We start from the raw sequence: 26176 nt of genomic DNA on the forward strand, positions 1-26176 counted from the left end.
CAGATCTCCAAACAGCAGCCCCGACCAAGTGTCGGGGCTGCTGTCTTATACCCAATCCAATTGAGTGAACTCCAATCATGATGATGACAATACTTGCGATAGTCGGCGGATTTCTGATCCTGACGTTCGGTGCCGAAGCTCTGGTTCGCGGAGCCAGCGCAGTAGCCCTGCGCCTGGGCATCGCCCCTCTGGTTATCGGCCTTACCATAGTCGCTTTCGGTACCAGCGCCCCTGAGCTGGCGGTAAGCCTTAAGTCTGCACTGGCAGGCAATTCCGGCATTGCCCTTGGCAATGTCATTGGCTCCAACATTGCCAACATTGGCCTTATCCTGGCGCTGACTGCGCTTATCCGCCCAATCAAGGTTCAGTCACAAATGGTCAAGCGCGACATCCCTCTGATGATCGCAGCCAGCGTGCTGTTCTGGTTTATGCTGTTTGACGGTGAACTGGGCTTTGTTGATGGTCTGATTTTGGTGATTGCTCTTATCAGCTATCTGGTATTCAGCTATATCAGTTCCAAAAACAGCAATGAAGAGATCGACGTAGATACCACACCTCAAAACCCTCTGCTTTCTACTGTGCTCATTGTGGTGGGCATCTGCATGTTGGTTGGCGGTGGTATTCTGTTTGTTGACGGTGCGGTCGATTTGGCAAAAGCCTTCGGCGTCAGTGAAGTGGTTATCGGTCTGACAATTGTGGCTATCGGCACCAGTATGCCTGAGCTGGTCACCTCTGTGGTTGCTGCACTTAAAGGTGAAAGTGATATCGCTATCGGCAACGTAGTTGGCTCTAACCTGTTCAACATTCTCGCCATTTTGGGGATTACCAGCCTGATCCAACCCGTATCTTCAGCCGGGCTACAAAACTTCGACTTTGCGGTCATGTTGGCTCTGGCTGTAGTACTCCTGCCATTTGCCTGGACAGGCCTGCGCATCGGTCGCCGTGAGGGTGGTGTTTTGCTGGCGGCCTACCTCGCCTATATCAGCTACCTTGTTATCAACGCAGCTTAAGCTTAAGGAAGGTGCGAACAAGTCCTCGCGGCACTCTGGCTTATGAGCAGAAACGAGTTCGAGGTAATCAGATAAAGGAATGCTGGTTGCCTTTCAAAGCTGAATGCCAAAGAAATCGTGATTGCTCGAAAGCCCCGGAGGGCGAGGCTGACAGCCCTATCTGCTTTGTTGCAGCTCTCGATAAGGACTAGGGCCATTAACTTCAAACTGCGCCGCGCATCTAGAGGCTGTCAGCACTCGCAGAGCACGCACGGGACTTATTCGCACCTTCCTTAATATCAAACGGGCGCAGCTGCGCCCGTTTGCATTTCTATACCTGCGGCACAGGTGACATTTGTCATCTGCTATTCATGACCTTTGTCCCTGCTCTTTCTTTCAGGTAATTCAGATACTGTCCCTGTCAAATCAACCGGCAAGGAGAGTTCCATGAAATCACTGACATTTATCACAGCAATCAGCCTGTTCAGCCCACTGGGCTTCGCAACCACTATTGAGTCTGTTGATGCAGCAGCCAACCAGATGGATGTATCGGCGCTGGAGCAATTGAGCCAGCAAGCTTCGGGCTACACCAAAGCCTACGCTGATTATCGACTGGCCATCAGCGCCAACCTGAAAGCGGATTCAGACAAAGCCAACGCCGCATTGGAGCAAGCTGTAGAGATACTGAAACCTGCTGATGATGCTGAGTCCAAAGCTCTGTTAGCGGCGGTATACGGCATGCAAATCGGCATGAATCCACTCAAAGGCATGACCCTTGGCCCTAAAGCCGGCGCCACTTTGGATGATGCCTCAGACATCGAACCAGGCAACCCAAGAGTATTGCTGGTCAGAGCCATCAGCGCCTATAACACCCCGGCTATTTTTGGTGGCGGCCCTGGTAATGCCATTGAGTTCAGCAATCAGGCAATCGCGTCTTATCAACAGCCCTGCATCGACATCTGCTGGGGACATGCAGAGGCCTATACCTGGCGTGGTCTGGCCAAGCAGCAGCTGGGCGATCAACAGGGAGCACTCAATGATTGGCAGCAGGCGTTGGAAACCAACCCTGACTATGGCTGGGCAAAATTTCTGCTTAGTCAGGCTGCAAGATAGTAGTATTGATACTAAACGGGGGCGTAAGTCCCCATTATCACGTAAGAAATCCCCGAAACCTGGCAACCGGAATTGAAAATGACAAATTCAGATCCCCTGCTAAAACTCGAATACCGTCTTGGCTGGGTCTACCTGGTTAATCTGGTGTTCTACTTTATTCCCTTGTTCACCAATGATTATCCCTGGTGGCAGATTGCCATTGTGCTAATGGCAGTACCGCCTTTTCTCTGGTGCTATTTTCACGCCTATCGCACGGTTCAACATCAGGCCTGGAAGCCCATTGTCGGTATCATAACAATTGCCAGCCTGATGATGCCGCTGAACTCGGGCTCACTGTCCATGTATGTATTCGCCGGTTTCTTTATCGGCTTTTTCTACACACGCACCATCTGGTTTTTCTCTGTCCTCGGCATCTGCGTGTTAATGGCAGCGCTGGCGCAACTTAGCGGCTATCCGGTATTTTATTTTATGACATGGGGAGTTGGTCTGGTGACTGCTATCAGCCTGTTTGGTATGGCTGAGCAGAAACGTCAGCGAGCCCGCTTTGCCCTTAGGCAGAGCGAACAGGAGATATCCATGTTGGCGACTATGGTGGAACGGGAACGGATCGCCCGGGATCTTCACGATCTTATGGGTCACAACCTGTCTTCCATCGCGTTGAAAGCGGAACTCGCCCAACGCCTGCTTGATGCCGGCAAACAGGATGACTGCCGCCAACAGCTGGTCGAGCTGCAACAGATATCCAGAGAAAGCCTGACGCAAATCCGCCACACTGTGGCTGATTACAAGCACAAGGGACTGACCCACCACCTGACGGATTTGGCCCAAACGCTGAGAGACAAAGGATTACAGGTCATCATTGAGGGAGACCTGCCTCAATTGGCCCCCCAGGCCGAAAAAGAGCTGATTATGGTACTGACCGAGCTGACCAATAATATTTTGCGCCACAGTCAGGCCAGCAGTTGTACTTTCGAGTTCTCATTTGATGGCACCAATTGGCTGATCCAGGTGTCAGACAATGGGCACTGTGAGCAGATAGAGGAAGGCAACGGTCTGGCAGGTATTCGTGAGCGCCTCAGCTCACTTGGTGGCAAGCTAAACTATCAAGTTCAACAGGGATGTCAGTTTATGGTGCAGATACCGGGAGAGCCAGGATGAAGATATTGTTGGCAGAAGATCAAGCTATGGTCAGGGGGGCTCTGTGCGCCCTGCTGTCGTTGTCAGGGGAGTTTGAGATTGATCAGGCCGAAGATGGCAGCCAGGCCAAAGCTATGCTCGAAGCCAACGACTATCAACTGCTGCTGACAGATATCGAGATGCCTGGTCTGACAGGGATAGAGCTCGCGGAACAGCTGAAAGGCGGCGACATCAAGATTGTTGTCCTGACGACCTTTGGCCGCGCTGGCTATATTAAGCGCGCTTTGGAAGCCGGTGTGTCGGGCTTTCTGTTAAAAGACGCTCCTTCTGATGAGCTGGTCAAAGCGATCAATCAGGTGATGGCAGGACGTAAAGTGATCGACCCTGAGTTGGCATTGCTGGCTGTGGGAGAGCAGGATCCGCTATCCGATAAGGAGCGCAGGGCGCTCAGGCTTGCCGGGGAAGGCAAAACCACTGCGGAGATTGCCGCGACTCTGTTTATTGCTGAAGGCACCGCCCGTAACTATCTGTCTGAAGCTATCAGCAAGCTTAATGCGGTCAACCGTGTCGACGCTGCCCGCATAGCCCGTCACAAAGGTTGGTTATAAGCCAGGAATGCACCATTGCCTTGGCGCGCGTCTCTGATAGTATATGTATAAATTCACAGTAATTGAGTGCTAACGCCTTGCAGCGGCTGGATCTTATCCCTATCACAGAACTCAAAGGTGTCGCTGCCAAAATGGCCGAGCGATTGGCCAAACTCGGTATCACCTCTGTTCAGGATGTGCTGTTTCACCTGCCGATGCGCTACGAAGACCGCACTCGAATTTACCCCATCGCAGAGCTGATGCCGGGCACCTATGCCACGGTCGAAGCAGAAATTCTGTCCACTCAAATTATCAATGGCCGCAAGCGCATGCTCACCTGTAATGTGCGTGATAGCTCGGGCCCAATGACACTCAGGTTTTTCAATTTCTCTATGGCGCAACGCAATGGCATGCAAAACGGCATGACCATAAGAGCCTATGGTGAAATCCGGGCCGGTAAACACCAACTTGAGATTATCCACCCCGAATACAAATTGATTCAGGCGGGCGACGCACCTGTACTGAACGACACCCTGACCCCGGTTTACCCCACTACAGAAGGCATTAAGCAGGCTGGCTGGATAAAACTGACAGATCAGGCGCTGGCAATGCTGACCGTGGATAACCTTCAGGAACTATTGCCACCCGCACTGCAACCCGGTGGTATTTCCCTGGCCGATGCCGTCCGTCTGCTTCACAGGCCTCCAGTCAGCATTTCCCAGTTTGACCTTGAGCAGGGACAACACCCGGCTCAACAACGCCTGGTGCAAGAGGAGTTGCTGGCTCACAACCTGTCCATGCTTAAACTCAGACAGCGCAGCAACCAGGACAAAGCTGTGCCGCTGCGTGCGACCGGACAACTGCTAAACCCCTTCCTGGCAGAGCTGCCGTTTAAGCCGACCAATGCCCAGCAAAGGGTGGTGAAAGATATTACTGCTGACATAGAGAAACCTCACCCCATGATGCGTCTGGTGCAGGGAGATGTGGGTTCAGGTAAAACACTGGTCGCAGCCATGGCTGCCCTGCAGGCGATAGAAAGTGGCTATCAGGTCGCCATGATGGCACCCACTGAATTGCTGGCAGAACAGCACGCCGCCAATTTCAACAGCTGGTTTGAACCTCTGGGCATCAAGGTAGGTTGGCTTGCAGGTAAATTGAAAGGCAAGGCACGTGCCCAGGCTCTGGAAGAGATCGCCTCCGGCGAAGCTGCCATGGTAGTCGGCACACACGCAATTTTTCAGGAGCAGGTTAGCTTCAATAAACTGGCCCTGATCATTATCGATGAGCAGCACAGGTTCGGTGTTCATCAGCGCCTTGGCCTGAGGGAGAAAGGGGCCAGTCAGGGGTTCCAGCCTCATCAGCTGATCATGACGGCAACCCCCATCCCCAGAACCCTGGCAATGACAGCCTATGCTGACCTCGACACCTCAGTGATCGATGAGCTACCTCCAGGCCGTACACCTGTTACCACAGTGGCCATTTCAGACCTTCGCCGTCAGGAGGTGATCGAAAGAGTACGTCAGGCAGCTTTGAATGATAACCGTCAGGCCTACTGGGTATGCACCCTGATTGAAGAGTCCGAGGTGCTGGAATGCCAGGCCGCCGAGGATACCGCCGAAGAGCTGAAGCAGGCGCTGCCGGAACTCAAGGTTGGACTCGTCCACGGCCGTATGAAAGCCGCTGAAAAACAGTCTGTCATGGATGAATTTAAATCTGGAAAATTGAACCTTTTGGTCGCTACCACTGTCATTGAAGTAGGGGTTGATGTTCCCAATGCCAGTTTGATGATTATCGAAAACCCGGAACGTCTGGGTCTGGCGCAACTGCATCAGCTCAGAGGGCGGGTAGGTCGAGGCGCGGTAGCCAGTCACTGTGTACTATTATACAAACCACCTCTGTCTCAAACGGCCACCAAACGACTGGGAGTCTTGCGACAGAGTAATGATGGCTTTGTGATTGCCCAGCAGGATTTGGAGATCCGCGGTCCGGGTGAAGTACTGGGAACCAAGCAGACAGGAATCGCCGATATGAAGATCGCCGATTTGGTTCGGGATCAATCGCTGATTCCACATGTCCAGAAGCTGGCGCGGCATGTGATGGAGCAGGCTCCCGACAATGTCGACGCCATTATTTACCGCTGGCTGGGGGACAGAGAACAGTTTGTACAAGCCTGATCCGACTCATATTCAAGGGCAGCTATTTTTGGCACAATGAAACACCGCAGTTTGCGTGTTGTCAGTTTAATTTAGGTATTGGCGACCTGCCGGTACGACAGCTAAGGAAGTAACATGCAAGTCAATGAAGAAGACAGATTGGTGTCTCAGGAAAAGTCTTCTGGCACCAATGGTATTGCTATCGCCGCTATTATTCTTGTGCTAATCGCCTCAGGCGGCGCCTATTTCTATTTCAGCAAAGACTCTACTCCGGAACCTGAACTGCCGACGGAGCAGGTTATATTGCCTGAGCCATCTCCGGCAGAGCCGTTGCCGGTGACCGAACCTGTCGTTGAACCTGAGCCAGAGCCGGTTGTTGAAACGCCATCACAACCCACTGTGGTTCCAGAGCCTGAGATCGACCCGCTGCCAACCCTGAATGACAGTGATACTTATATTCAGGAAAAAACCGTGAAGCTTGCAGATGGCATGGATATCAGCCGACTGCTGGTCACCCAGGACATGGCGCGCCAGTTTGTAGTATTTGTGGACAACCTGGCTCAGGGTGAGCTGGCCCGTAAAGTCAGTCCATTGAAAGGGCCGACGCAAACATTCACTGTTACTGATATCACGGACAAAACCTATCTGAATCCGGATAGCTACCACAGGTATGATGTCTATGCAGATTTCCTGTCCAGCCTGAATGAAGAGCAACTGGCGACAACCTATGAGAAGCTCTTGCCACTGCTGGATGAAGCCTTCGCGGAACTGGGTTATCAGGACCTGTCATTCAACGAAAGAGTGGAAGAGGCGATCGACGAAATGCTGGCTGCACCAGTTATCGAAGACCCGATTGAACTGAGCACCATCAGCGTGAACTATCAGTTTGTTGATCCTGAGCTGGAGGCTCTGCCTGCGGCCCAAAAACTGATGATCCGCATGGGACCCGATAACAGTCGTAAGGTTAAAGCTGTGCTGAAAAAGCTGAAGCAGCAATTGGCTGAGTAACAGCCAGGAATTTGAGAAAAGGGGAGCGCAAGCTCCCCTTTTTCGTTGCCGACTTGCACGCCACAACCCATTAGAATAATCTAATGAATGATATTTACAGATCCACACAGGGATCTCCCACACGAAGGAGCGTACTATGCAAACCATGCCACCCGTTGAAGTCGAATTGGCCTCCAAGGTTCAATGCAGAGAATGGGTCAGTCAGAAATGTCAGATCCTGGATGTCAGGGGTGAAGCGGAATTCGCCTCAGACCATTACCCCGGGGCACTCAATATCCCCCTGGACAGGCTGGCAGACTGGGCCAGCCAACAGAACTGTGACGCACCTTTGGTGCTCTACTGTGGCAAAGGTATTCGCGCCCAAATGGGAATCAACCAACTTAAAGGTCTGGGCTTTACTCAGCTGGCCAATGGAGGCTCCCTGGCACAGCTAAAGGAAACTCTGGGCTGATAGCCCAAGAAAAAACGCCGCCCGGTTTTCCGGACGGCGTGTAGAGCCAAAGTTCAAAATTAATATAACACTAACTATGAACAGGGTTGATGATGGTTTTTACGGCTCTGAAACAGGTTTGGCTGCTGACCCAGTATCAACACCCCATGAGTGCTTCCAGTTCAATAGCAGCCTGTTTCATGCCTGCCCTGGCCAGTTCACCACCCACATAAAGCACTTTGGCATAACCGCATCCACTGCCGTTACGCCTGCCAATGCCGATACTCACGCCATTGTTAGCTCTTATTCCATCGATTGGCATCTCCAGTACAGGCAGCACTGAAGTGAGCCCAGGTTCCATCTGCAACAGAGTACAGAAACGGTTAAAGAAAGCTTTGGAATAGTCTTGGAATTCAGATATCTGCTATAGAGCAAACAATCCGCGAGAATGTTAACAGAAACATCTGCGCAACAACAAGCTAGCCGCAGGGAATACTGAAGAAGGTACCCTCAAATATCGCGCATTCACGACCATCGCTCCACAGTGTTACCCTCAGGGTCTGTTTGAGTTTGGTACCAAGCGCAAGACAGTCAGGCTCAATAGCTGAATAGGTTACACAGGCGACAGGCTCTTTGGTTACAGGAGCCAGATAGCGTATATCTGCTGAGCCAAGCACAATATCTCCCTGAACACCGGCAAGCTCCTGCGCCAACCAGACAGCTCCCCATCCTGTCAGAGTGCAGAGAGTATAGATACTGCCTGCAAACATGGTCTGGTGCAGATTAAGATTGGACGGCAAGGCTGCAGCTACCTTTAACTCCCCATCATCAGCCGACAGGGGAACAATTTCCATAAATCGGCTGACAGGAATGGTGTTGTGCCAGGTTTGCTGAAGTCGCTGAAGCAAAGGTTGAACATCCATATTCGTCACCCACTGTCAGACCTGAAGATTGAACGTCACGGGACCGTCGTTCAGCAGCTCGACCTTCATATCAGCAGCAAAACGTCCGGTTTCAGTGCGCATGCCCTGAGCACGGCAGTACTCAACAAATGCCAGGTAAAGCTCTTTGGCCTTATCCGGAGTACCGGCACCGGAAAAACTTGGGCGCAGCCCCCGGCTGGTATCCGCTGCCAGCGTAAACTGAGACACCACCAATAAGCTGCCACCGGCCTGGCTGACATTCAGGTTCATCTTGCCGTTTTCGTCACTGAACACCCTGTACTTCATCACCTTGTTAGCAAGCCTCTGCATTTTTTCAAGGTCATCCTGCTGCTCCACACCAAGCAGAACCAGCAAGCCCTTATCTATGGCTCCGGTAATTTCACTGTCCACGGTTACACTGGCGCGGGACACCCGCTGAATTAAGGCTATCACTCAAACTTCCTGAACAAAGAGAAAGGCAAATCATACTGATCTGTCAGGCTGCAAGTCTACTCTTGATAGAGGGTCGCCACTGCACGGTGCACAGCCCTGAACATGCGCGGGTCAGCCAAAGAGTGATGTGCTGCCGGTACGACTTCCAGACTGAGACAATCCGGCCCGGGCTCCAATGCCCGGCGCAACATGGTTGTTGGGCAAACCCAGTCATTTTCGCCCTGTAATATCCAACACGGCACCCTGAGTTCAGCCAACATCTGCTGCCATCGCTCGGCACCATCAAAATAATCATTCATGGCATAGTGCAACTGAATAGCCGCCATCGCCTGAGCTCTACCGGTAGACTCCCAGTGAACCCGGCTACCCGGCATCGCCAATTCAGACTCCCAGCCAACCCAGCGTTGCAATGCCGCATCCCGTATAGATTCATCGGCGCTTTGTAACTCTGCAGCAAAGTTGACAAGCAGCTCCCTTAACCTCGGCTGCAACCTGTTGGAAAATCTGTGGTAAGCATCGGGAAATAACAGTGCCGCACCTGACTCACCATAGAGCCAATTGACTCCGGCGGCCGATGGGATAAACAGCCCCCAGAAAAGGCCTTTTGTCACGCGCTCAGGGTAAAGCGCGGCATACAAGAGTCCGAGCGTCGCCCCAAATGAGCCACCGGCCAGATGCCAAGTGTCAAAGCCACAATGGTGCCTGACAGCTTCAATATCCTGTAATAGATGGGAAAAGTCATTATGGTCGATGGACGCCCAGGGCCTGGACAAACCTGCACCACGCTGGTCCATCATAATCACCTGCCACTTTTGTTCACCCCACAGGGCAAGATCTCCGGGCAGGCAACCGGTACCTGGGCCGCCATGCAAACATAAAACCGGCTTGCCCTCTGGGTGGCCATACCTGGCCAAATGCAATGAGTGGCCGTCACTGACAGATAACCACTCCTTGCTGAAAGGCTTATTCTGCATCCTGCTGAGACGGCTCCCTGCTCTGGCTCAATTGATGTTCAAATTCGGGTATTGCGGCTGTGATAACGGCTCCCAACAACACCACTATCCATGATAGATACACCCACACAAACAAAATCGGGATAGTTGCCAGAGCCCCATAGATGGCCTCATAACTTGGGAACTGAGTCAGGTAAAGGGCAAAGCCACGTTTGGTCAATTCAAACAAGAGAGCAGCAATAATAGCGCCCAGCAGGGCGTGCCAGAACCTGACCTGAATATTGGGCACTACGGTATAGAGCAACATAAACGCCGCAATGGAGAACAACAAAGGCAAACGCTCCACCACCAAAGACACCAGTCCTGACAGATTGGCGTCATGGAATATCTGCAGCGATACCACATACGAAGTCGCCACCAGGCTGGCCCCCATCAACACAGGCCCCAGGGTAAGCACCATCCAGTACATGGAGAAAGACACCACCATACGGCGCTTCTCCCTGACCCGCCAGATCTTGTTCAACGCCTGGTCGATGGCCGATATCAACATGATGGCGACTACCATCAAGGCCGCAATACCCACAGCGGTGCCCTTTGAAGCGTTGCCGACAAACTGGTTGATATATTGCTGAACCGTGTCGCCGGCCGCAGGCAGGAAGTTATTGTAGACAAAGCCCTCAATTTCACTGCGTATCCCTTTGAATACAGGAAAAGCAGACAGCATGGACATGGTAACGGCGACCATAGGGACCAGAGACAACAGAGTGACATAGGCCAGATGACCCGCTCTGATATTAATTTGGTCCTCGGCCAGACGCTTTTTCAGATGCAGAATAAACTGCCAGCAGGTCATGGCCACACCTTTGAGGTAATGGATATCTATCTTGTTTTTCACGACTTTGTCTTGATTCGTTAGCTTCAGGGGGGATATCTTCGTACCATACAACCCACAACAGCTTGTTTACAAGTGTGAGGACACTATCCATGTCACAACAAGGATCTGCCGGTAACGTCATTGCGGCAATCGCCAGCTTTTTTATCCCCGGTCTGGGACAGTTGGTTCAGGGAAGAATTCTACCAGCACTGCTATTCTGTGCATTCGCCTTTGGCGGTTACGCGCTGTGGTGGCTGATATTGCCTGCCATTATTGGCGGTATCGCCCACCTGTGGAGCATTATCGATGCCGCCCGTTATAAACCTCAGGACTGAAACAATGAAAAAACCAGTGTCAATGATGTTTTTGTCAGCAGCCCTGCTGCTTTCCGGGTGCCAGAGCGCCTACTACAGCGCCATGGAGAAAGTGGGTTACCACAAGCGTGACATCATGGTTGACCGCGTTGAAGCGGCCAAGGAATCCCAGGAGGAAGCCAAGGAGCAATTCAACTCGGCGTTGGAAGAGATGCAGGCTCTGCTTAACCATGATGGAGGCGATCTGCAGACCGCCTATGAGAAGGCCACGGATGAGTATGAATCTGCCCGGGCTGCCGCAGATGATGTCACCGACCGTATCAACAAAGTCGAAGACGTAGCTGAAGCACTGTTTGATGAGTGGCAGGACGAAATTGGCCAAATCAGCAAAGCCAGCCTGCGCCGTGCCAGCGAAGGGAAACTCAGGGATACCCGTCGCAACTATGAGCAGCTTGTCCGAACCATGCGCCGTTCAGAAGCACGCATGGAGCCAGTGCTGACCGCCATGAAGGACAATATGCTTTATCTGAAGCACAACCTGAATGCTCAGGCCATTGGCGCAATTAAAGGTGAGTTTGCCAGCCTGCAGACAGATATTTCAGGTCTGATTAAAGAGATGAATCGCTCTATCGACGAGTCCAATAAGTTTATCTCCACTTTGGACTCTGGCTCCTGACAAATCACAGCAGGGCCATCCAGGATGGCCCTGCTGCGGTTAAACTCAAATCTGTGCCGCAAAAATAAGCACTACCTCTACTTTGATCTAATTTCACGCAGAATTCCTTTCCAAAACAAGATCCTCACCACAAATCCCCCAATGGGAAAAAACCTTCAGCGGTTTTCAGCGTCACAATGGCATTATCCGCTTTTCATCTGTTCTGCCATGACACTGATAGAATCTTTCACCCTGATGCTGGCACTGGTTTATATCGCCAGTCAGTTGTTCTGGGGAGGCCATCAATACGGCGCTTTAGTCGCCACAGGCACCCTGGTTGCTGCCGTTGCGGTATCCATGAGTCCGATGCTTTTGCTTGGCCTGCTGCTGGCTTCCCTGAGCCTGATGGCACTCAAGTTTGCCAAGCCTGAACTCTTCGTCAGTGAAATTCGCATCAACCCCCTCAGATACTGGTTACAGCACCTGCTGTCACTCTCAATACTGCTGACTGCTATTCACTACACGGTTTACCATCTTCTGCTGGCGAACTATGGAGAGACCGGCGTCATGCTGAGGCCAAATGTGCTGGACGCATTCCTGCCGATTGCCGGTGGCATAGAACTCAGGGCTATCACTCAATTTGGTTACTTCGATACCCAGCACCCTGCCGCGGTGGTGATGCTGGCCGCAGTACTCCTGACCGGCCTGCTGTGCAAGCGCGCATTTTGCGGTTGGGCCTGTCCTCTGGGATTGGCCGGCGAGTATCTGTATAAACTCAGAACCCGTTTGCTCCCCGGCGAATACAACCCACCGGCATGGCTGGACTGGCCTTTGAGAATGATCAAATACCTGCTGCTGGCCTTTTTGCTGTACGTGGTTATCGGTATGCCGGCACAAATGCTGCCCCATTATCTGGGCGGGGAGTACCACAAAGTCGCTGATCTTAAGATGGCCACTTTCTTCACTTCTCCCGGCACAATTACCCTGATCTGTTTCGCCGTGATTCTGCTGTTGGCAGCCTGGCGCAAGCAGGCCTTCTGTCGTTATCTGTGCCCCTATGGTGCTGCGCTGGGTTTACTGAGCCTGGCCAGCCCATTGAAGATCCGCCGCAACCCGCAAGAGTGTGTCAAGATCGCCAAGGGCACTCCCTGCAGCAAGTGTACCCGTGCCTGCCCCGCAGGAATCAAAGTCGATGAGTTGACCACGGTACACAGTGATGAGTGCCAGGCATGTCTGCGCTGTGTGGCGGCCTGCCCTCGTAAAGAAGCGCTGGCGCTGGGCCTGCCCAACGGCAAAAGACTGTCCCACAGAGGCCTGGCCATTACCCTGTTGATCATACTCTTTGCCCTGCCCATGCTGGCATACCTGCTGGGTTACTGGGAGAGCCAGACTCCTGAAGCCATGCGTCTGTATCTGATGCAGCATCTGGACAAGATAGGTATCTGATTCCAAGCATTAAACATCGGAAAAAAAGACATAAAAAAACCCGCTGCATCAGCGGGTTTTTTATTGGCAGCTCAATCACTGCCAGACACTATCTTCCGGGAAGATTAAGCGCGGGAAGCACGCTTACGGTCGTTTTCAGTCAGGTGACGCTTACGAACACGAATGCTCTTAGGCGTTACTTCTACCAGTTCGTCATCATCGATGAATTCCAGAGCCTGCTCCAGAGTCATCAGAATTGGTGGAGTCAGTACCTGAGCTTCGTCGGTACCGGAAGCACGCATGTTGGTCAACTGCTTACCTTTCAGACAGTTTACAGTCAGGTCGTTTGAACGGCTGTGGATACCGATTACCTGGCCTTCGTATACTTCAGTCGCGTGACCAATCATCAGACGACCACGATCCTGCAGACCGTACAGTGCGAAGGTCAGTGCCTTACCGGTTGCGTTGGAGATCAGTACACCGTTGGTACGCTGACCAATGTCACCGCCCTTGAATGGACCGTAGTGGTCGAAGCTGTGATACATCAGACCGGTACCGGAAGTCGCAGTCATGAACTCAGTCTGGAAGCCGATCAAACCACGGCTTGGGATGATGAAGTCGATACGTACACGACCTTTACCATCCAGCTGCATGTCTTTCATGTCAGCTTTACGGGTACCCAGACGCTCAATCACACCACCCTGGTGCTCTTCTTCAACGTCAACAGTCAGAGTTTCGTATGGCTCGCACTTCTCGCCATCGATATCCTTGATGATTACTTCTGGACGGGATACTGCCAGCTCATAACCTTCACGACGCATGTTTTCGATCAGGATAGACAGGTGCAGTTCACCACGACCGGATACACGGAAACGATCAGGGCTTTCTGTTTCTTCAACGCGCAGTGCTACGTTGTGAACCAGTTCCTGCTCCAGACGCTCCAGAATATTACGTGAAGTCACGTACTTACCTTCTTTACCAGCGAACGGAGAAGTGTTCACCTGGAAGGTCATGGTCATGGTTGGCTCATCAACAGTCAGTGGAGGCAGAGCTTCTACAGCGCCAACAGCACAGATGGTGTCAGAGATCTTCAGCTCACCCAGACCAGTAATAGCCACGATGTCACCGGCTTGCGCCATATCAACTTCGTGACGATCCAGACCCATGTAGCCCAGTACCTGGCCAACTTTACCGTTACGGGTCTTGCCGTCAGCACCAACAACAGTCACCTGCTGGTTGGTCTTCACGCTACCACGCTTGATACGGCCAACACCGATAACACCCACGTAAGAGTTGTAGTCCAGCTGAGAGATCTGCATCTGGAAACCGCCATCAGCATCAGCATCTGGTGGAGATACCTGATCTACGATGGTCTGGAACAGTGGAGTCATATCTTCACTTTGCTCATCTGGATCCAGAGAAGCAAAACCGTTCAGTGCAGAAGCGTAAACGATTGGGAAGTCCAGCTGCTCATCGGTAGCACCCAGGTTGTCGAACAGATCGAATACCTGATCGATTACCCAGTCAGGACGTGCGCCTGGACGGTCGATTTTGTTGATAACAACGATAGGCTTCAGACCCTGAGCAAAGGCTTTCTGGGTTACGAAGCGAGTCTGTGGCATTGGACCGTCCTGGGCATCAACCAGCAGCAGTACAGAGTCAACCATAGACAGAACGCGCTCTACTTCACCACCGAAGTCAGCGTGTCCAGGAGTATCTACGATGTTGATACGGTAGTCGTTCCACTTGATGGCGGTGTTTTTGGCCAGAATCGTGATACCACGTTCTTTTTCCAGATCGTTGGAGTCCATCACCCGCTCAGTCGCTTCGCCACGGGTTGCCAGGGTACCTGACTGAGCCAGCAGCTTGTCAACCAGGGTAGTCTTACCATGGTCAACGTGCGCGATAATCGCGATGTTTCTTAATTTTTCCAGCACGGATAAACCTCTATACCATCATTAAATTGGAATTTGCCTGGGACACGCCCTATGCGCATCAGGACAAAAGAGCTTGCGGATGCCGCCACAATTGGGCCACAACCGTAAAAAGTGGGCTATTCTACTCCACCAGCGCATTGTCGCACAGGATTATTTTTTGCACATTTCAATTGTGCGTTTATTAACCGACTTTCATTCTTGTTGCCAGACACAAGGCTCCTGCCCAGAAAGACTGATTTAGAGCGAACAGATAATGCCGACTCAAACCCGCCTGGCTTGCACTGCTACCAGCCTGGCTTGAGGTAACCGCACCAGATTGGTTCAGCCCTGATTGGATGCACCACAAAGATCCACAACATGCACTATACTGGTGCAACATGGAGATTTATTGGTGCATCATAAATCACATAAAACTTTAATATCAATGAGTTATATTTTTGGCACAAGTCTGGCAATATGGTTGGCAAGATTGAGATAAGCCAGCATAGATAAGCTGGTGCCCTACACAGCATACTAATTTGATTTGAAGGTACCCTACCTTTATTCCAGCGGAGGCTTAGCATGTCATACGAAGCAGTTTTACAACAACTGGCTGAAAACGAAGTAAAATTTGTAGACCTACGTTTTACCGATACCAAAGGTAAAGAGCAGCACGTTTCTATTCCTACCCATCAGGTAGACGCTGACTTCTTTGAAGAAGGTAAAATGTTTGACGGCTCCTCCATTCAGGGTTGGAAAGGCATCAACGAATCAGACATGGTACTGATGCCAGACCCAAGCACTTTCCTGCTGGACCCATTTACTGAAGAAACCACTGCGCTGATCCGTTGTGACATCCTTGAGCCAGGTACTATGCAGGGCTACAACCGTGACCCTCGCTCTATCGCCAAGGCTGCAGAAGAGTTTATGCGCAGTACCGGCATTGCAGACACTGTACTGATCGGTCCTGAGCCAGAGTTCTTCCTGTTCGACGACGTACGTTTCGGTACCGATATGAGCGGTACTTTCGTGAAGATTGATGCCCGCGAAGCCGCATGGAACTCAGGCACCTCTTATGAAGATGGCAACACAGGTCACCGTCCTATGGTTAAAGGCGGTTACTTCCCGGTTGCTCCGGTTGATTCTTCTCAGGACCTGCGCTCTGCCATGTGTCTGGTACTGGAAGAGATGGGCCAGGTTGTTGAAGCTCATCACCACGAAGTAGCCACTGCCGGTCAGAACGAAATCGCGACTCGCTTTAACACTCTGACCAAGAAGGCTGATGAAATTCAGATCCTGAAGTATGTGGTGCATAACATGGCACACGCTTACGGTAAGACAGCTACCTTTATGCCTAAGCCAATCGTTGGCGACAACGGCAGCGGTATGCACGTTCACCAGTCTCTGGCCAAAGATGGCGTTAACCTGTTTGCCGGTGACAAGTACGGCGGCCTGTCTGAAACTGCTCTGTACTACATTGGCGGTATCATCAAGCACGCCCGTGCCCTGAACGCTTTCACCAACCCAAGCACCAACTCTTACAAGCGTCTGGTACCGCACTTCGAAGCACCTGTTATGCTGGCTTACTCTGCCCGTAACCGCAGCGCTTCAATCCGTATCCCGGTTGTACCAAGCGCCAAGGCTCGTCGTATCGAGACTCGCTTCCCAGACCCAACTGCCAACCCATACCTGGGCTTTGCGGCTCTGCTGATGGCTGGTCTGGACGGTATTCAGAACAAGATCCATCCGGGCGAAGCTATGGACAAGGATCTGTATGACCTGCCAGCAGAAGAAGCAGCTGAGATCCCAACTGTTGCTGAATCTCTGGAAGTGGCACTGGCTGCACTGGATGCAGACCGTGAGTTCCTGACCAAGGGTGGCGTATTCAGCGATGACTTCATCGATTCTTACATCGCCCTGAAGACTGCTGAAGCCGAGCGTGTGAGCCGTACTACTCACCCACTGGAATTCGAAATGTACTACAGCCTGTAATTCCCGGCTGCAGTGATACACAAAACCCCGCCCTGGCGGGGTTTTTCATTTGTATACTTGAGCCCACCAACCTCAACTGCCACGACGGGCTTTGGAATAAAGTTTATCCGGCGCCACTGAATCCCCATGCAGCTCAACGGATCTGTTCAGATCTGTCACCTGCACCTTAATGGGATCGCCCTTGCGTGAAAAAGTCAACTCCAGAGTACTTTTGGAACCAAAGTTCTCCAGCTGCAATCTGAGGTCATCCCGGTTAAATACCCGAATACCCGCCACATGAGTCAGCACATCGCCATACTCCAGCCCCAGAGATTTAAGCTCTGAGCTTTTAGCTCCGGCAAAGTAAAGCATATTGGGCAAGCCTGCGGCGTGCAGACCGGAAAGATACTCCTGCTCATTCAGGGTCTCTTTGGCTTCCTGCCAAAGTTCTCTTCTGGCTTCGCTCAACTGACGCCCCATGGCCCAACCTTCACTCAACGCCTGCTTTTGCAGAGCGACATCGGCCTGCTGAATCCGTGAGATAAAGGCATCCGGTGCCACTCTGGATACAGGTTCTTCAATTTGTACGTCAGAATGAGTCGGACTTTGCCTGACTTGCATACCAGCCGTATTTGTATCGGCCCTTTGCCTGCCCGGCAGTTGCCTGTAGGTTTCCATATGTCCGGCAATATCTCCGTTGAGCCCGGCTTTGACCATCTTCATCAAGAGCTCATTCTCAAGTTGCTGCATCGCCACTTCACTTCTCAGCCGCTTAAGCTCATCAGTATCCACAGCCATATCTACGGGCTGAGGAACAACCTCATCACTCCCCATCATCCAGGCCGCACCATAACCAATGGCCACTCCGGCCAGACCGCTGAGAATTACCTGTCGAACCATACTTCAAGCCCCTTTTCCCTGGCTTACTGGTTCATTCAAATTAGCAGCTTTCCCGGTATGACAAAAGCCAGAAAGCACGCAAGACTTTGTTTTTATTATTCATAATATTCTAACATTGCGATTTTGGAATGGTTTGGGCCCCTGGGCAGGATCCATTCGAAACAGAACCGGAATAACAGGTAGCAAGCCCCTCATCACAGGCGTTCCCGCAGATTACGGCAAGTTAAAGCCCTTCTTGCTTAATTAGCTTTAACCAATATTATCAATAACTTAAACACAATCAAGATACATTTTATTACATCTTTAGCAAACGCCTTTCCTGCCTGAATATCAACCGATTGGGCAAGCGAAATTTGCTGCGTAAAACAAAAAACACCTTGAACAGCAACATTCTGTTTACGTAGACTTTAAGTGTGACGCAGATCACGACTACAAACTAACAGGAGTTTTGTATGTACAAGAAATTACTTAATAAATCAGCATTAGCCAGCCTTGCCCTTCTGTCTTCAGGTGCTGTCATGGCCCAGGGCGCTGACACTGTGATTTGCAATGATTGTAATGCCGGCAAGATCGATCAGCTCATCAGCCAACAAGCAGACAAGCAGGTTTATGTTGTTGACTTCGTTAACGCCACAGCCAAGAAATTTGAAGATGGTAAGTCAGTAAAGCTGTCGGTTTCCGAGCTGAACTCACTGAACCACAAGTTTGATTACCGCAAAACGACTCTCCGCGCGGTAAATTAAGTCAGAATACGGAGAGAAAGCCGCCTTGCTCCCGCACTTTCTCTCCTGCTGCCTTACTTTTCTCTTCTGCATTTAACCTTTCTACCTTTTCCCCACTGGTAATCAAATCCCGTCCCTGCGATGTTTATCTGAGATTAGCCGTTAAAAAATCTCAGAAATTTTTAGGGTGCTAACGCGGTCAACTGCGTAGTACCTCCAAGTAACATCAAAGTGTCATCCAAATCCGACATACATTGACCAAGGTTTGCAATCGGACTTTTATCATCAGTAAAAGGAGCTGCCATGCTGGACTATTCCCCCCTCAACCACACACTTTGGCTTGATGGTCAGGACGAACAACAGACCAGAAGGGAACTGCAAGCGCGCTTTAACCATACCTGGCAGCAGTACGAGTCACTGTTTTCAGTGCTTAATTCAGACGAGGCTTTCTATCTGAAAGCTGAGCCCCTGAGACATCCGCTGATTTTCTACTTTGGCCACACAGCCACTTTCTTCGTCAATAAGCTCAAACTCGGCAAATATTTTGAACGAAGAATAAACCCCGAATTTGAGTCGATGTTTGCCATAGGTGTGGATGAGATGTCCTGGGATGATCTGGACGAAAACCACTACAAATGGCCCAGTGTCCAAGCTGTTAAAGAGTACAGAGATCAAGTTAAGTTTGAGATAAACCAATGGCTTGAATCCATGCCATTGAATCTGCCCATTACTCAGGACTCCCCTGTCTGGGTGATTCTTATGGGCATAGAGCATGAAAGGATCCACCTGGAAACCTCCTCGGTGATCATTCGTCAATTGCCACTTAAGTACCTCAAATCAAGCTCAGCCTGGCCCGCATGCAAAGACGCAGGAGAAGCTCCCGCAAATAAACTGCTCAGTGTCAGTGGGCGCACAGTACTACTGGGAAAAAATACAGAAGACAAAACCTATGGCTGGGATAATGAGTTTGGTCAACGCCAGATAAAGGTGCAGGACTTTAAGGCCTCACAATATCTGGTGTCCAACGGCGAATTTCTGCAGTTTGTTAACCAGGGAGGCTACCAAACGCCAAGATACTGGGACAGTGAAGGTCAGGCCTGGTTGGAATACACCCGGGCAGAGTTCCCCAGATTCTGGATACGAAAGCAAGACGGGATATGGCAACGGAACCTGACGGAAGAGATGCCTTTGCCCCTCAACTGGCCGGTTGAAGTCAACCAACTGGAGGCCAAGGCCTTCTGCAACTGGAAAGCAGAACAGCTGCAGGCGCCGGTACGCCTGCCCAGCGAAGCTGAGTGGCACCTGTTGCGTCAACAAATACCGGGTGAAGCATATGATTGGCAGGATCCCATCGCCAATATTGCCCTCAGTCACTTTGCCTCTTCCTGCCCGGTGAACCGGTTTGAACAACAGGGTTTTTACGACCTGGTCGGTAATGTCTGGCAATGGACAGAAACGGCTATTGATGGCTTTGAAGGTTTTGAAGTTCACCCTCTGTATGATGACTTCTCTACACCTACATTCGACGGTAAACACAATCTGATAAAGGGTGGCAGCTGGATCTCCACAGGGAATGAAGCTATCAGCTCCTGCCGTTACGCCTTCCGTCGACACTTTTACCAGCATGCAGGTTTCAGGTATGTGGAGTCTGCTCAAAGTCCCGATGCGGGCCTTTGCCTTAATCCCTATGAGACAGATGAGCTGGTGTCCCAGTATCTGGAATTCCATTACGGCAAAGAGTACTTTAATGTCCCCAACTTCTGTGTCGCAGGAGTTGCTACCGCGCTGGAGCAGATCCAACTTAAGCAATCCGCCAGAGCGCTGGATATAGGTTGCTCGGTGGGCAGGGCCAGCTTTGAACTGGCGCACCATTTTGACCATGTGGATGCTATAGATTTCTCGGCCCGGTTTATCTCCCAGGCCTATGACCTGGTTGAGCAAGGCGAGAAGCGTTACACCATACCCACAGAGGGAGAACTGGTGGAGTTCAAGTCCGTCAGTCTCAGACAGCTGGAATATGAAGATATCGCGGCCAAAATTGACTTTGTGCAGGGGGATGCCTGTAACCTTAAGCCCAGATTCACTGGTTATGACCTTGTGTATGCCGCTAACCTGATCGACAGGCTTAACGATCCCAGACGTTTTCTTGAAAGCATTACCGGGCGTATCAACAGCGGCGGCTATCTGGTTATTGCCTCACCATACACCTGGCTGGCCGACTATACCCCCAAAGATAAATGGCTGGGGGGCATCAAGGTGAATGGTGAGAACTTTACCACGCTGGAAGGACTGACTGAGGCGCTTATCGGCCAGTTTGAACTGGTTGCCGTGCGGGAAGTGCCCTTTGTCATCCGCGAAACCCGCCGCAAATACCAGCATACTCTGTCGGAAATGAGTATCTGGCGAAAACGCAGCTAACGGTTTATTGGCCGTAGAAACAAGAACACCCGCATTCGCGGGCGTTTCTTTTTCAGTGTAGCAGCCAATTTTCAGTTTGCTTACAAACCGTAGCTGTAACTTGCCTGCAGACCCAGTGGAATACCCAGCCCCCAGTATGCCAACAGGAACAGCGTCCAACCGATCAGGAAGGCAATGGAGTATGGCAACATCATGGCGATCAGGGTACCAATACCTGTGTTTTTCACATACTTCTGACAGTACACCACCACCAGCGGGAAGTAAGGCATCAGAGGGGTAATGATGTTGGAGCTGGAGTCACCTACACGGTAGGCCGCCTGAGTCAGATCCGGAGAGATATTCAGCTGCATCAGCATAGGTACAAAGATAGGACCCAGCAGTGCCCATTTGGCGGAACTTGAACCCACGAACAGGTTTACAAAAGCGGTCAGCAGGATAATTCCGACAATAGTAATGCCGGACGGCAGCGCCATCGCCTTCAATACTTCCGCACCTTCAATCGCCAGCAGTGCCCCCAGGTTCGATTTACCAAAGGCAGCAATAAACAGGGCACAGAAGAAAGCCATCACTATGTAGTAAGCCATGCTGCCCATAGACTTGCTCATGGCATCGATCATGTCTTTAGTGGCTTTAAAAGTACCTACAGTAAAGCCGTAAACCGCACCCGGGATCCAGAACAGCAGGAAAATCAAAGGCACGATGGACTGCATCAGTGGCGCTTTAAAATCAGTCAGGTCACCGTTGGCGGCACGCATTGGAGAATCTGCAGGAGCACTGGCCAGATACAGCAACACCAAACCGGCAATCATAACGCCAGAGGCCAGTAGGAAGCTGCGTTTCTCTTTGGCGGTCACTTCATCAAATGATGGCAAGGAGCTGGTATCACCATCCACCTGAGTATTCTGCAGGCGTGGCTCAATAATCTTGTCAGTGATATACCAACCCAAGAGCACGATAAACAAGCTGGATGCAGAGGTAAAGAACCAGTTATTCAGCGGGTTTACTGCGATTTCAGGGTCGATAATCTGTGCTGCACTTTGGGTAAAGCTCTGCAGCAATGGGTCCAGACCTGAGGGGACAAAGTTGGCACCAAAACCACCACTCACACCGGCAAAGGCTGCGGCAATACCCGCCAGAGGATGACGTCCCATGGCATAGAAGATCACGCCCGCCAGTGGGATAACCAGTACATATCCTGCATCGGTCGCCGTATGGCTGACAATAGCAATCAGAATGATGGAAGGAGTCAGCAGTTTGGCCGGCGTCACTTTCAACATCAGCTTCAAACCTGTGTTGATAAAGCCTGAGTGCTCGGCCACGCCCACACCTAACATGGCAACCAGTACCACGCCCAAAGGCGCAAAACCGGTAAAAGTGGTGACCATGGATGACAGGAAGTTGGCAAAAGCATCCCCTGTCATCAGGTTATGTACCACCAGAGCCTCACCTGTACGGGGATCTATGGTATCGAACTGGAACTGGGAAAAAACAGCCGACAATACCCAGATTATCAGCATGGCCCCCAGAAAAATAACCGCCGGATCGGGCAACTTATTGCCCACAGTCTCAATACTGTTCAATATTCGGGTTACAGCTCCCTTCGACTGTCCCGAATCCACTTGCTGCTGCATCACAGTCTCCTGCTATTTTGTTATATGTATACTCTTTCCGCCTGTGTCTGCCCCCTGTCGCCACAGGCAAAAAGTCTCAGAGTGTGCGGTAAGATAGAGGTAAATGAGTGCTGACTCAAGTCAGGCAGGCTTGCAATTTGAAGCCAATGTTCCAGCCCGCCCCCACTGTAGCGCAATTTTGCACTTAAACCGCAATTATCCTATTGCCGGGCGGTGATTTTTTCCACAAAAGCCATTAATCTTGAACAGTAAGGCAATCACTGGACTGACATATGAAATATCCACTCCTGATCCTCCTGCTGCTCAGCACTCATGTTGGCGCTGCGGTGTATAAGTGGGTTGATGAACACGGAAACGTTCACTATTCCGATACCCCGGTTGAAGGTGCTCAGCAGATTGAGCTGAAAGACAATACCCATAATACAGTGGTGTTGCCCAAGCCGATCCGCATCTCAGAACCGACAGAAGCTGAGGCTGTTCAATACCAACTGCAGATCAGTACTCCGGAGCCGGAAGCAACGGTGCGCAACAATAATGGTGACTTCAGCGTCAGCGCCATGATGACCCCTGAAGCGCCAAATGGCAGCCGCTTTCAACTGATGCTGGATGGTAAAGAGTGGGGAAGTCCCCGGGCTCGTCCGGTATTCCAGCTCAGAGGCATAGACAGAGGCGAACACACCATTGCGGTAAAAGCCCTTAACGCCCAGGGACAAACACTGACAGAAACTGAGCCCAGAGTCATCTTCCTGCACCGCGCAACCTATAAAGCCCCCAGACCTCAGCCAAGGTCCAACTGAGACCGGCATTTATCCCGTGCCTTCAGGGCGCGGAACTGTTCCTCCCCCAAATAAAAATCAACGGCCGCTGTCAAAGCGGCCGTTGATTTGCATTGAGTTGTACTATCCCGCGTAAAACCAGTTAAGTTCACGGGGTAAAACTCGAAGCCAGGGAAGGATACTGAATTAAGTCTTTATATTTCATTGCATTACATAATTCAGCAAGCGGTTCTTCAAAGACCGGATTACTTGCAGACTGCACCAATGTGGTGCACCATTGTGGTGCATGCAATCAATCAGTGGATAATGGATGACAAATATCTCTCCGACAATCTTGCTTAATCATATGGTTACCGCTGTTCTGGTGATAGATCAGCAACTGATGACCCATTATGCCAATACGGCCGCTGAACAGCTGTTTGGGCTCGGCACCCACCGGCTGACTCAGGCCCCTCTGATTGAGATGTGTGAACAATTGGGTGTCAGCACTGACAGACTCGAAGAAGCTGTCGTACAAGCTCAGGGACTTACCATCAATACCGCCAGCCTGATCAGCCTGGATGGGCGCCACCACACGGTCGATATCACCCTTATCCCACTTGAACAAAGCCCTCTGCCCGGAGTGCAGGGTCCCTTTGGGCTACTGGAACTCAGACAGGTTGACCAACAGCGCCGCATTCATCAGCAGCTGAGTCAGGATGCGCAACAGCAGGCAGCTCAGTTCCTGGTTCGTAACCTTGCCCATGAGATCAAGAATCCACTGGGTGGCCTGCGAGGTGCAGCCCAGCTGCTCTCCAGAGAGCTGCAGGAAGCGCATCTGAAAGAGTTCACCAGCATGATCATCGAGCAGGCTGACCGGCTGCGTACTCTGGTGGACAGGTTGCTGGGTCCACAAAAACCTACGCCTCATAGCTTGCAGAATATCCACCAGGTATCGGAGAAAGTACTGCAACTGGCGAGAGTCACCTGCCCTGACAATATCGAGCTGAAGCGGGACTATGATCCGTCAATCCCGGATATGCACATGGACGCCGACCAGCTGCAACAGGCTTTGCTCAACATAGTGCAAAACGCCATGCAGGCGCTGGCAGAGAAAGGTGGTGAGATCTGCATTCGCAGCCGTACCCAGCATCAGGTCACCATAGGCCCAATACGTCATCGACTGGTGCTGGAACTGTCGGTTATCGACAATGGTCCGGGTATTCCCCCCCACCTGATGGATACCCTGTTCTATCCCATGGTCACCGGCCGTGACACAGGCTCAGGCCTGGGTCTGTCCATTGCCCATAATATTGCCCGGCTGCACGGTGGTCGTATCGATTGCGAGTCCAACCCGGGCCATACCGAATTTACCTTGTTGCTGCCACTTGGCGGCCAGTCTTATGCCAAAACAGAGGAGAGCTTATGAGCGAGCAGGTTTGGATACTCGATGATGACAGCTCTATTCGCTGGGTACTGGAGCGGGCGCTGCAGGGCGCCAAAATAACCAGTGCCAGCTTTGCCGCGGCCGAGTCTCTGTGGCAGGCACTGGAGACATCAAAGCCCAGGGTGATTGTCTCGGATATCCGTATGCCGGGCACCGACGGTCTGACGTTGTTGGAACGGCTACAACTTCACTATCCTGAGATCCCTGTGATCATCATGACAGCCCACTCAGATCTCGACAGTGCAGTAAGCGCCTATCAGGCCGGGGCCTTTGAATATCTGCCCAAGCCCTTTGACATCGATGAAGCCATCGCACTGGTCGAACGCGCCCTCAGTCATGTCAAAGAACAGGTACAAAGCCAGCCTGTCGAACCTGAAGTGAAGACGCCTGAAATTATCGGTGAAGCTCCGGCTATGCAGGAGGTGTTTCGTGCCATTGGTCGCCTGTCCCGTTCCTCCATCAGCGTGCTGATTAATGGCCAGTCTGGTACAGGTAAAGAACTGGTCGCCGGGGCACTGCACAAGCACAGTCCACGTAAAGAGAAGCCCTTTATCGCCCTTAATATGGCAGCGATCCCAAAGGATCTGATTGAGTCAGAGCTGTTCGGCCATGAGAAAGGCGCCTTTACCGGCGCAGCGTCTGTGCGTCAGGGGCGCTTTGAGCAGGCCAATGGCGGCACCCTGTTTCTGGATGAGATTGGCGATATGCCATTGGATGTACAGACCCGACTGTTAAGGGTACTGGCCGATGGGCAGTTTTATCGTGTGGGTGGACACTCTCCCGTCCAGGTTGATGTCCGGATTATCGCGGCCACCCACCAGAACCTGGAGCAAAGAGTAGCTGATGGTCAATTCCGGGAAGATCTGTTTCATCGTCTCAATGTGATTCGGGTACACCTGCCTCCCCTGTCACAGCGTCGGGAAGATATTCCACAACTGGCCACCCACTTTCTGGCGTCTGCCGCCCGGGAGATGGGAGTCGAAGGTAAATCACTGGCGAAGGAAACCGCAGTCAAGCTGCAGCAGCTGGACTGGCCCGGCAACGTAAGGCAACTGGAGAACACCTGTCGCTGGCTGACAGTGATGGCGTCGGGACAGGAGATCCTGCCTCAGGATCTGCCACCTGAGCTGCTGGAAAACCCAGTAGTGGTTCACAGCAATCAGGCCACCACCACAGATTGGCAGTCAGCTCTGCGAACTTTGGTGGAGGAACGACTGCAGGCCGGTGACACTGAACTCTTGAATGAGCTGATGCCTACCTTTGAGCGCATCATGTTGGAAACTGCGCTGCAGCACACCCATGGACATAAACAGGACGCCGCCCGCTGCCTGGGTTGGGGCCGTAATACCCTCACCCGCAAACTGAAAGAACTGGCAATGGAATACGCCTGAGCCACAGCAGG

The 26176-nt window shown here is 51.7% G+C and carries 24 protein-coding genes; 16 read left to right on the top strand and 8 right to left on the bottom strand.

Annotation, left to right across the window (positions count from 1 at the left end):
* Positions 1-80: 80 nt before the first annotated feature.
* From ACFOE0_RS11855 to ACFOE0_RS11885, 7 genes are all read left to right on the top strand, one after another.
* A complete protein-coding gene (locus ACFOE0_RS11855) occupies positions 81-1010 on the top strand; it encodes a calcium/sodium antiporter (RefSeq protein WP_248937040.1) in 930 nt (309 codons plus the stop codon).
* A gap of 426 nt (positions 1011-1436) precedes the next feature.
* A complete protein-coding gene (locus tag ACFOE0_RS11860) occupies positions 1437-2102 on the top strand; it encodes a tetratricopeptide repeat protein (RefSeq protein ID WP_248937008.1) in 666 nt (221 codons plus the stop codon).
* A gap of 78 nt (positions 2103-2180) precedes the next feature.
* Positions 2181-3260, top strand: coding sequence for a sensor histidine kinase (locus tag ACFOE0_RS11865; RefSeq protein WP_248937007.1), 1080 nt, complete (start codon positions 2181-2183; stop codon positions 3258-3260).
* Positions 3257-3847 carry a response regulator transcription factor gene (locus tag ACFOE0_RS11870; protein ID WP_248937006.1) on the top strand — a complete coding sequence of 197 codons (591 nt, stop codon included), beginning with the start codon at positions 3257-3259 and terminating at the stop codon, positions 3845-3847. Before ACFOE0_RS11865 ends, ACFOE0_RS11870 begins: the two co-directional genes overlap by 4 nt.
* Positions 3848-3924: 77 nt before the next feature.
* On the top strand, positions 3925-6000 hold the full coding sequence (recG, locus tag ACFOE0_RS11875; protein WP_248937005.1) for an ATP-dependent DNA helicase RecG: 2076 nt from the start codon (positions 3925-3927) through the stop codon (positions 5998-6000).
* A 114-nt stretch (positions 6001-6114) separates the two neighbouring features.
* Positions 6115-6987, top strand: a complete 873-nt coding sequence (locus tag ACFOE0_RS11880) for a DUF3014 domain-containing protein (protein WP_248937004.1) — start codon at positions 6115-6117, stop codon at positions 6985-6987.
* 136 nt (positions 6988-7123) lie between these two features.
* A complete protein-coding gene (locus tag ACFOE0_RS11885) occupies positions 7124-7438 on the top strand; it encodes a rhodanese-like domain-containing protein (RefSeq protein ID WP_248937003.1) in 315 nt (104 codons plus the stop codon).
* Positions 7439-7574: 136 nt separating this feature from the next.
* Here the strand turns inward: ACFOE0_RS11885 and ACFOE0_RS11890 are convergent, their stop codons facing one another.
* The 5 genes from ACFOE0_RS11890 to ACFOE0_RS11910 form a co-directional block, all read right to left on the bottom strand.
* Positions 7575-7778: a hypothetical protein gene (locus ACFOE0_RS11890; protein ID WP_248937002.1), complete on the bottom strand. Its 204-nt coding sequence runs from the start codon at positions 7776-7778 to the stop codon at positions 7575-7577.
* A 118-nt stretch (positions 7779-7896) separates the two neighbouring features.
* On the bottom strand, positions 7897-8340 hold the full coding sequence (locus ACFOE0_RS11895) for a YiiD C-terminal domain-containing protein (RefSeq protein WP_248937001.1): 444 nt from the start codon (positions 8338-8340) through the stop codon (positions 7897-7899).
* A gap of 15 nt (positions 8341-8355) precedes the next feature.
* Complete coding sequence (gene dtd / locus ACFOE0_RS11900; RefSeq protein WP_248937000.1) at positions 8356-8793, bottom strand: D-aminoacyl-tRNA deacylase; 438 nt, start codon at positions 8791-8793, stop codon at positions 8356-8358.
* Positions 8794-8849: 56 nt separating this feature from the next.
* Positions 8850-9767, bottom strand: a complete 918-nt coding sequence (locus ACFOE0_RS11905; protein WP_248936999.1) for an alpha/beta fold hydrolase — start codon at positions 9765-9767, stop codon at positions 8850-8852.
* On the bottom strand, positions 9757-10641 hold the full coding sequence (locus tag ACFOE0_RS11910; protein WP_115136363.1) for a virulence factor BrkB family protein: 885 nt from the start codon (positions 10639-10641) through the stop codon (positions 9757-9759). The genes ACFOE0_RS11905 and ACFOE0_RS11910 overlap by 11 nt, the downstream gene beginning before the upstream one ends.
* Before the next feature lie 89 nt (positions 10642-10730).
* On the opposite strand from ACFOE0_RS11910, the gene ACFOE0_RS11915 reads away from it, so the two are divergent.
* The 3 genes from ACFOE0_RS11915 to ACFOE0_RS11925 all read left to right on the top strand — a co-directional run bounded on the left by ACFOE0_RS11915 (position 10731) and on the right by ACFOE0_RS11925 (position 13035).
* Complete coding sequence (locus tag ACFOE0_RS11915) at positions 10731-10955, top strand: hypothetical protein (RefSeq protein ID WP_115136364.1); 225 nt, start codon at positions 10731-10733, stop codon at positions 10953-10955.
* A 4-nt stretch (positions 10956-10959) separates the two neighbouring features.
* Entirely contained in the window at positions 10960-11610 is a 651-nt protein-coding gene (locus ACFOE0_RS11920; RefSeq protein ID WP_248936998.1) for a DUF2959 domain-containing protein, read from the top strand.
* Between the two features lie 207 nt (positions 11611-11817).
* Positions 11818-13035, top strand: coding sequence for a 4Fe-4S binding protein (locus tag ACFOE0_RS11925; RefSeq protein WP_248936997.1), 1218 nt, complete (start codon positions 11818-11820; stop codon positions 13033-13035).
* Between the two features lie 104 nt (positions 13036-13139).
* On the opposite strand, the gene typA is transcribed toward ACFOE0_RS11925, so the two are convergent.
* Positions 13140-14951, bottom strand: coding sequence for a translational GTPase TypA (gene typA, locus ACFOE0_RS11930; protein ID WP_248936996.1), 1812 nt, complete (start codon positions 14949-14951; stop codon positions 13140-13142).
* 561 nt (positions 14952-15512) lie between these two features.
* Here typA and glnA point away from each other — a divergent pair.
* Positions 15513-16922: a glutamate--ammonia ligase gene (glnA, locus tag ACFOE0_RS11935; protein ID WP_248936995.1), complete on the top strand. Its 1410-nt coding sequence runs from the start codon at positions 15513-15515 to the stop codon at positions 16920-16922.
* Positions 16923-16994: 72 nt separating this feature from the next.
* On the opposite strand, the gene ACFOE0_RS11940 is transcribed toward glnA, so the two are convergent.
* Positions 16995-17801: a hypothetical protein gene (locus ACFOE0_RS11940; RefSeq protein ID WP_248936994.1), complete on the bottom strand. Its 807-nt coding sequence runs from the start codon at positions 17799-17801 to the stop codon at positions 16995-16997.
* 452 nt (positions 17802-18253) lie between these two features.
* Here ACFOE0_RS11940 and ACFOE0_RS11945 point away from each other — a divergent pair, with 452 nt between their 5' ends.
* Positions 18254-18544 (top strand): hypothetical protein, encoded by a 291-nt coding sequence (locus ACFOE0_RS11945; RefSeq protein ID WP_248936993.1) that lies wholly within the window; start codon positions 18254-18256, stop codon positions 18542-18544.
* Positions 18545-18826: 282 nt separating this feature from the next.
* Entirely contained in the window at positions 18827-20941 is a 2115-nt protein-coding gene (gene ovoA, locus ACFOE0_RS11950) for a 5-histidylcysteine sulfoxide synthase (protein WP_248936992.1), read from the top strand.
* A gap of 80 nt (positions 20942-21021) precedes the next feature.
* Here ovoA and ACFOE0_RS11955 read toward each other — a convergent pair whose 3' ends face one another.
* Complete coding sequence (locus ACFOE0_RS11955; RefSeq protein WP_248936991.1) at positions 21022-22572, bottom strand: AbgT family transporter; 1551 nt, start codon at positions 22570-22572, stop codon at positions 21022-21024.
* Positions 22573-22844: 272 nt separating this feature from the next.
* Between ACFOE0_RS11955 and ACFOE0_RS11960 the strand changes: the two genes are divergently transcribed.
* The 3 genes from ACFOE0_RS11960 (at position 22845) to glnG (ending at position 26165) form a co-directional block, all read left to right on the top strand.
* Complete coding sequence (locus tag ACFOE0_RS11960; RefSeq protein WP_248936990.1) at positions 22845-23369, top strand: DUF4124 domain-containing protein; 525 nt, start codon at positions 22845-22847, stop codon at positions 23367-23369.
* A 298-nt stretch (positions 23370-23667) separates the two neighbouring features.
* Positions 23668-24756 (top strand): nitrogen regulation protein NR(II), encoded by a 1089-nt coding sequence (glnL, locus tag ACFOE0_RS11965; RefSeq protein WP_380712161.1) that lies wholly within the window; start codon positions 23668-23670, stop codon positions 24754-24756.
* Complete coding sequence (gene glnG / locus ACFOE0_RS11970; RefSeq protein WP_248936988.1) at positions 24753-26165, top strand: nitrogen regulation protein NR(I); 1413 nt, start codon at positions 24753-24755, stop codon at positions 26163-26165. The genes glnL and glnG overlap by 4 nt, the downstream gene beginning before the upstream one ends.
* Positions 26166-26176 lie beyond the last annotated feature (11 nt).

This window comes from Shewanella submarina, from assembly GCF_042646185.1.
Classification (GTDB): Bacteria; Pseudomonadota; Gammaproteobacteria; order Enterobacterales; family Shewanellaceae; genus Shewanella; species Shewanella corallii.